Origin of the sequence: Actinophytocola sp. (genome assembly GCF_036002505.1) — a bacterium.
Taxonomy (GTDB): domain Bacteria; phylum Actinomycetota; class Actinomycetes; order Mycobacteriales; family Pseudonocardiaceae; genus DASYTH01.
The window spans coordinates 1-5,821 of record NZ_DASYTH010000117.1 but is presented as its reverse complement, the minus strand read 5'-3'; the positions used below and the strand labels follow the sequence as shown (position 1 = coordinate 5,821).

At 71.3% G+C, this 5,821-nt stretch carries 6 protein-coding genes and 2 pseudogenes; all 8 read right to left on the bottom strand.

Annotated features, from left to right (window positions below; all coding sequences use genetic code 11):
• Window positions 1-834 (bottom strand): annotated as a pseudogene (locus VGR06_RS09500) (Tn3 family transposase); the annotation flags it as partial.
• A 325-nt stretch (window positions 835-1,159) separates the two neighbouring features.
• Window positions 1,160-1,624: pseudogene (locus VGR06_RS09495) on the bottom strand (DUF4158 domain-containing protein); the annotation flags it as partial.
• A 79-nt stretch (window positions 1,625-1,703) separates the two neighbouring features.
• Window positions 1,704-2,267 (bottom strand): hypothetical protein, encoded by a 564-nt coding sequence (locus tag VGR06_RS09490; RefSeq protein WP_327558618.1) that lies wholly within the window; start codon window positions 2,265-2,267, stop codon window positions 1,704-1,706.
• Window positions 2,268-2,327: 60 nt separating this feature from the next.
• Window positions 2,328-2,909 (bottom strand): hypothetical protein, encoded by a 582-nt coding sequence (locus VGR06_RS09485; RefSeq protein WP_327558617.1) that lies wholly within the window; start codon window positions 2,907-2,909, stop codon window positions 2,328-2,330.
• A gap of 87 nt (window positions 2,910-2,996) precedes the next feature.
• The gene (locus VGR06_RS09480; protein WP_327558616.1) at window positions 2,997-3,977 is read right to left on the bottom strand and encodes a hypothetical protein; all 981 of its coding nucleotides are present in this window, start codon (window positions 3,975-3,977) and stop codon (window positions 2,997-2,999) included.
• A complete protein-coding gene (locus VGR06_RS09475; RefSeq protein WP_327558615.1) occupies window positions 3,896-4,369 on the bottom strand; it encodes a site-specific integrase in 474 nt (157 codons plus the stop codon). The genes VGR06_RS09480 and VGR06_RS09475 overlap by 82 nt, the downstream gene beginning before the upstream one ends.
• 243 nt (window positions 4,370-4,612) lie before the next feature.
• Window positions 4,613-5,083, bottom strand: a complete 471-nt coding sequence (locus VGR06_RS09470; RefSeq protein WP_327558614.1) for a hypothetical protein — start codon at window positions 5,081-5,083, stop codon at window positions 4,613-4,615.
• Between the two features lie 445 nt (window positions 5,084-5,528).
• Window positions 5,529-5,821: transposase (locus tag VGR06_RS09465; protein WP_327558613.1), on the bottom strand; the 293-nt coding region annotated here is incomplete at its 5' end.

The window sequence follows — 5,821 nt, the reverse complement described above, 5'->3', positions numbered from 1 at the left end:
CTCCAGGTCGGCCAGGGCAGTGTGCAGCTCGTCGTCCGCTTGTGCCAGAGCGTGCTCAGCGGTGACCGGTTTGCCGACCAGGTGGCAGAACTCCACCCGCTGCGGCGCCCACAACTCGGGTGTCAGCAGGAACGATCCCGGGTCGGCGTAGCGGCGGCTGCCAGGCACGAACACATCCCCGGAGCGCAGCCCGTCCCGCAGGGCCACCAGCACGCGCAGCTCCCAGTAGTGCCGGTACGCGGTGGCGTCGCCGGCCTCCGCCGCCGCGGCGAGGTAGCCGGCCCACTTCGCCGGCACGAACCCCACCGGCGCACCGGCCGGAACCTTGCGGGCACCGGTCGCGTACAGCTCGGCCAGCATCGCCACCGCCTGCAAAGTCTGCTCCGTGCCCGGCCCGCCGGCGAACCGCACCGCCGCCAAGACCGCCGGGGCGAACTGCCGCAGGTACGTCATCGAGGCGTCCATCATCGCCAGATGCCCGTGATCGCGGGGTAGCCGTTCCTGCTTCGCAGCCCAAGCCGCCCGCATCCGTTCCATCCCGATCCGGGTACGCAGCAGCGGTCCGACCTGCTCGTCGCCCACGACCGGGTCCAGCACGATCGCCAGAATTTCGTCGAGCAACTGCTGCCGGTTCTCTCCACCGCGGGCGCGTTCGGCCAAGGCCTCGGTCAGCTTCGCCTTCGCCGCGGACTCCCGCCCGGAGATCGCCTGGTCGAACAGCAGCAGCGTCTCGTCCAGCACGTCGACGGCTGACTGCGCCAACAGCGTCAGCAGGATCGGGAACCGTCGCTCCGGCTCCCGGCGCTGCAACGGCGCTGAGCCGCCGGCCGACACCGGCCAGGAACCGACGGCGCTCGGCCGGCAGCATCGACAGATCCACGGTCTCAGCGTCCAAGCGGCGCAGGTAGGCCAGCTTCTCCAGCTCCGCCTTCACCGCGGCCGGGCTCGACGACGTCGGCCCCATCCCGAGCCACGCCAGCGGGGTACGCCCAAGCAGTGCGTCGGGCACCAGCAACAGGTCCAGTTCGACACGGCGCTGTTCGGTGAGCAGGTGCGCCACCCGCGTCCACGTCTCCTCGCGGGCCCTCGCCGCCCGCGCCGTCGCCACATGCTCCAACAGGTGCACCGTGCCGGGCCGGACCACTCGCGACGAGATCAGGTACTCGCACGCCAGCCGGAACAGCAGCTTCGGACTGTCGTGCTCCATCGCCCGAGCGAACAGAAACTCGTCCAGGTCCTTCCACCCCGCAGTGTCCATCGTGCGCCACCCGGCGAACCCCAAAACCTCCCGCAAGTGGTCGGTGCGGGTCTGCTCCCGCTCGCCGTAGCCGCGCAGGTCACCCATTGGGATCGCCAGGCGCTGCGACAGCCGGCCCACCGCCGCGGCCGGCGCCGCCGTAACCTCGTCCGGCACGAACCCCAACCACGGCAAGGTGCACAACTGCACCGCCGCCCCGAGCACGTTGCGTGACCCGCGGAACTTACGCACGAACGCTTCATCAGCGCCGGTCAACGTGAAGTGCCGGATCAGCTCCACCCGGCCGATCTCCGGGAAGCCCCGAAGCTGCGCCAACTCCTCCTCGGAGAACACATCCCGGGTCGCCACCCGCCACCGCCCCACCATCGACCGTGATCAAACGGACGTAACGCTACGGGGCACCCAAACCGAGATCAATGCCTAATCGTTGGTTTTTCGCTGGAAGCTACGGCCGGGCCCAGAACGGGGCACCGGGGTCGTCGCCGTCCAGCCCGGTCCGGGTGGCCCAGGTGCGCATGCTCACTTGCCCCGGCACGCCGAGGGGGAACATCGGCAGGCCGCTGCGCTGGCTGCCGCGGCGGGCGACGAGCAGCCGGTCGGTCGGCTCGCCGCGCCGGCCCAGCGTGATCCGGGCGGGCTCGGTGGCCTCGATTGCCTGCCGCATCAGCCGCCCCGCAGACGCTGGCCCGTCGTCGATAAGGTTGTTCGAGGTGTGCCGCGACCGGGCCGGGCGGCGGCGTTTGTGGATCTCCACCCGGTAGATGTCCAGCTCGTCCTCGCCCGCGCCCGGGGCGGTGCTCGGGACGGTCATCGCGTCCAGCACGGCCCGGTTCCAGCCCTGCTCGCAGACCAGCAGCACGGCCAGCGCGGACGCCTCCGGCAGGGTGAGGAACAGCCGGCCCCACGTCGCCTCCGCGGACCGGCCGCCGAGCGCGCGAGCGTACCGGCGCAGCACGCTGCGCCGCCCGTGGTGGGTGCGCGCCAGCGGCACGTCCCCGGTCCGCAGCACACTGTCCAGGGCCTCGCCGACCAGGAACTCGCCGGTGCCGGGCTCGAACTCGCCGGCGTGTCAGCGCCGCAGGTGCTCGCGGTTGGCGCGGATGCGCACCAGCGCGGTGTGGAACGTGCGCGCCGCGGTCGCCTTGACCCGCTCGTACTCCTCCCGGCTGTAGGACGCCTCGCTCGGCCGCGGTCCCCGGGGGATGCGCCGGGCCGCCGCGGACACCGTCTCGGCCGGGACGCCGGGCACGCGCGGCAGCCACTGCCGGGTGACCAGGCTGCAGGTGCGGCCCCACACCGTGTTCGGGCGGGACAGCCGCCACGCGGCCCACGCCGCGGGCGTGATGTCGGCCGCGGTCGGCGGCGGCGTGTCCAGGGCTGCGAGGTGGCGCAGGAACATCCGGATCGCCTTGTAGCCGGTGTAGCAGGTGGCCGCAGCTCGCCACGGGCGGTCCGGCCCGGCTAGCCGCTCGAACCCGGCGGCGCAGGCGACCAGCAGCTCGTCCGGCCCCGGCAGCGCGCCGAAGTCGAAGCGCGCCTCCACCCCGCCGGACTCGCCGAACACGGTGACCACCAGGCCGGCCGCGTCGACCGGGTTCGGGCGGGTGTAGGACGCCGGCGGCAACGTGGCCCGGCGGGCATGGCGGCTCACCCCGCCTCCCCGTCTCCGTCTGCGTCAACGTCCATCACGAGCCGGCTGGACGCGGCCACCCGCAACAGCAGGGTGTCCAGGTCCTCGTCACGGTCGAGCATCGAGGCGACCTGCAGGCCGCTGAGCGGTTCGAGGTAGATCATCCGCGTGGTCTGCTCGCTGCGGTGACCGAGCAGGTCCCGCACCATCACCCACGGATCGCCGTACACGTGCCGGAAATGGTTGCGTTCGGCCGGGCTGAGCCCGAACCGGCGATCCAGCGCATGGTGCAAGGCGACCAGCATGCACAACGACAAAATGCCGCAGCATGTGCGGGTTGCACACGATCGGCGCGCGGCGCCGGCCGTCGCGGCGGCTGGCCGCGGCGAACACCGCCGCAACCCGGGCGTCGGCCGCGTCGAACACCTTCTCCCACGACTGGTACGCCATCGGCATGCCGCCCTCGGTGAGCCACAGCCACAGCGGCTCCAGCCCGCCGTGCTCACCCTCGACGAACAGCCGCATCCGCTCCGCCGGGCCGATCGTGTTGGTCGCGGCGCTGCCCGTCCGGCCCCTCTCGTCCCGCCAGGTCAGCCGCCGCGTCGCGCCACTGCCAACCTTCGTGACGGTCAGCCTGCCCGGCAGCCGGTCGTAGCCGCCGCGGCGCTGCGCCGCCCGGACCGCCTGCCGCCGGGTGGTGGCGGCGTAGGCGGCCACCCGCGCCACCGAGGCGGCCGAGACGTAGAACATGCGCTCGCGGCGCTTCGCCACCGAGGCCGCCACGGTTCCCTCGTAGTAGCGGTGCCCGCCCACCGCATCCGGCACCTCCAGCGTTAGCAGGCACCCACCTTCCCGCAGCCGCAGCCCGCTGCTGAACAGCAGGTCGGTGAACGCCGCGTTGCGGGCATCGTTCCGACCCCGCCACGTGGAATCCGGCTGCTGGTCGGCGTCGTAGCCGAGCACCCCGACATCCCGCCACAGCCGATACGTCCGCGGCGTCAGCCACTTCACGTTCGTCGACCGCACATCCCGCGGGGCCTGGTCGGCGACCTCGACCGACGTGCCGTCCCGGAGCCGGACGCTGTGCACCAGCACCGGCTGCGGCCGACGTGCCCCCGCTTCTCCGCCCACTCATACAACAGCCGCAGCGCGGCCAGCTCCCGCTGCCACTTGCTGCCGCTGATCCGCCGGCCGGGCTGCTGGTCACGCCGCCGCCACGCCTCCCAGTCGAATAGGTCATCCGGGTCGGCCTCGTGCCAGTACCGCCCGCGCAGCCACAGGAAGGAGAAGAACAGCCGGTAGTCCTTGGCGTACGCCTCCCGGGTGCCCTCCGCCAACGCGGCGAACCGGGACCGGGTGAAGAACCGCGCCAACACTGGGTCGATGCGCCACTCCGGGTCGACCAGGATCGGATGCCGCGTGCCGATCCCCGCCCGCTCCTCCCGCTCATCGAGGTCCAACCAGTCCCCAAGCACGGGCACCAGACCGCACGGGACCTCCTGGCCGCGGGCCGTCCAATACAGCGACCACTCTCGGCCGCCACCGTGATCCGAAAGCACCGCGGCAACGTAGTGAACGCCACCGACATTTCCCGGAGCCCAGCCCCCGGCTTGCACCGCCGGTGTCAGCTACACCCGAGAAGTTGGCGCCGGGCTTCGACCATGGCGTCCTCGAAGCCGACCTCGCCCACGTCGATGTACGGCACCCCGGCGTCGGCGCACTCCTCACGCAGTTGCCTGCTCCGCCAGCGGATCCAGGTCGCGGCGTCGTGGAGTTCCTCGGGCGAGGCACCATGGTGCTGCGGCTTCGGTCCCCGGTAGCCGGCAAGGTCTTCGACGGAGAACGAGCTGTGCCCGAGGAAGCACCCCGCGCACCTGGGTCCCCTCAAGCGCTGCCTGCAGCCGCGCCGGATAGGACGGCGCCAGCTCGAAGCCCTCGATCAGGAACCGCTCGGCCTCCTCAGCGCACACCTCTGCCGCCTGCTCGACATGCGGGTACATGAACTCGGCGAGCAGCGAGGCGTCGACCGGGTCCTGATCGAGGGCATCGAGCTCGGGAAGGACACGACGCAGCGCCGTGCGGAGAACGTCGGTCGGTAGCCACGGGATCCCATCGATCTGCAGCAGACGCTGAGCCAGTGACGACTTCCCGACCCGCGGCGCACCCCCGACCAGGTAGAGGCTGCGGCCACCCACAGCGGCATTGTGACTCCGCCAGCCCCACGCCCGCCGGGTCCCGCCCACCTGAACCGGCTCGTCCCCCGCTACCAGCGTCCCAACCTCGCACCGGTGGCTGTGACGGCTCCACTTGGATCTGGCCCCACGACGCTCGAGCTGACGGCCGAGCGTCCTAACGCTACGTGACGGTGCCCAGCGGCGACGATCTCCTCTGACGCCGGACGCGATCGCCCGGCAAGGAACGCCTCGCGGGCAGAAGAGTGCGGCGTGGGCGTCGTTGACCAAAGCGAAGGACTACAGCTCGTTTCCGACGGAATGCATCGCTTGGCAGATCGCGGCTGCTCGGGCACGGCGTCAGCCGCGGTAGCCGGTGCCGGGGACGCGGAGCTGGTACTGGTCGCACAGGTACGTCTCCGGCACCTCCTCGGTGACCGGCACCGGCCAGTAGTCGGCCTTAGAACTCCTAACAGTTTGAGATGTTGTGGAGGCGTCGCCAGCAGATGATGGCGCAGGCGAAGCGGAGGAAGGCTTCGTGGATGTCGTCGCGGATTTCCCATCGGATGCGGAGCCGGCGGAACCAGTGCAGTAGGGCGAAAGCCTGCTCAACGACCCAGCGGTACACGCCCAGCCCGGAATCATGTTGCTCGCCGCGACGGGCGATGACCGGCTTGATCCCAGCCTCGCAAATTTGCTTGCGGTATTTGTCATGGTCGTAGCCGCGATCGGCGTAGAGCGCATCCGGACGCTGGGTGCCGG